Raw genomic sequence first — 904 nt, 5'->3', positions numbered from 1 at the left:
GCAGACGGTGACGATCAGATCCATCGGCGCGGCATCCGCTTCGGCGAACTCGTCCCACGACTTGCTGCGAAGGCCGTCCACCGGGAAACCCTCGCGCTTCAACTGAGCAATGGCAAACGGGTTGACACGGCCGGCCGGCTGGCTGCCGGCGCTGAAGGACTCGTAGCGGCCTTGGCCCCACTTCTTCAGGGTCGATTCGGCCAACACGCTGCGAGCGGAATTACCGGTACACAAGAACAGGACGCGACGGGTCATCTGAGCGATCTCTAAGGTGGGTTGGTCAGCAGCCAACGGGTCGTTCGCAGGCCTGTTCGTCGGCACAACAGTTCTCCGTGAGATAGGCCACCAATGCGGTCATCGCCTCGAACTCGGCCCGGTAGCAGATCGTCCGACCACGTTGCTCGGCGCTGATCAGGCCCGCAGCCAACAGTTCCTTCAGGTGGAAGGAGAGCGTGGCGCCAGGCAAGCAGAGCGTCTGGGCAATGTCACCGGCCAGCTTGCCGCCGCTGCCGGCCTGTACAAGCAGGCGGAAGATCGACAGGCGGGTGGCGTGGCCCAAGGCAGCAAGAGCGTGGGTTGCAGTGTTATGTTCCATGATTCTAGAATAATAGAATCGATTCCGTAGGACAACCCCGTGCAGCAGATCCCCAACTTGGTCCCAGGTGCCTTGGACATTCCGACGGCCACCAAGCTCAACGACCCGGCCGCGCAGCCGCACCGCCCGCGCATCCTGATCCTGTACGGCTCGCTGCGGCCTCAGTCGTTCAGCCGCAAGCTGGCGCTGGAGGCGCAGCGGCTGCTGGAACAGCTCGGGGCGGAAACCCGCCTGTTCGATCCACACGAGCTGCCGATGCTTGACTCGGTGCCAGCCACCCACCCAAAGGTGCAGGAGCTGCGCCAGGCC

Annotated in this window: 3 protein-coding genes; 1 reads left to right on the top strand and 2 read right to left on the bottom strand. The window is 63.8% G+C overall.

Annotation, left to right across the window (positions count from 1 at the left end):
* Together AC2A1N_RS13800 and AC2A1N_RS13795 are read right to left on the bottom strand one after the other, a co-directional pair.
* Positions 1–255 (bottom strand): arsenate reductase ArsC (locus AC2A1N_RS13800; RefSeq protein WP_484372604.1); only part of this gene is annotated, 255 nt, incomplete at its 3' end.
* A 25-nt stretch (positions 256–280) separates the two neighbouring features.
* Positions 281–595: an ArsR/SmtB family transcription factor gene (locus AC2A1N_RS13795; protein ID WP_065178721.1), complete on the bottom strand. Its 315-nt coding sequence runs from the start codon at positions 593–595 to the stop codon at positions 281–283.
* A gap of 39 nt (positions 596–634) precedes the next feature.
* Here AC2A1N_RS13795 and AC2A1N_RS13790 point away from each other — a divergent pair.
* Positions 635–904, top strand: a 270-nt coding sequence (locus AC2A1N_RS13790) for an NADPH-dependent FMN reductase (RefSeq protein ID WP_484372602.1), incomplete at its 3' end; no start/stop codon positions are given.

Source organism: Stenotrophomonas maltophilia group sp. SKK55 (assembly GCF_057179845.1).
Note: the sequence above shows the minus strand (reverse complement) of the source record. Positions and strands in the feature narration are given on the sequence as shown.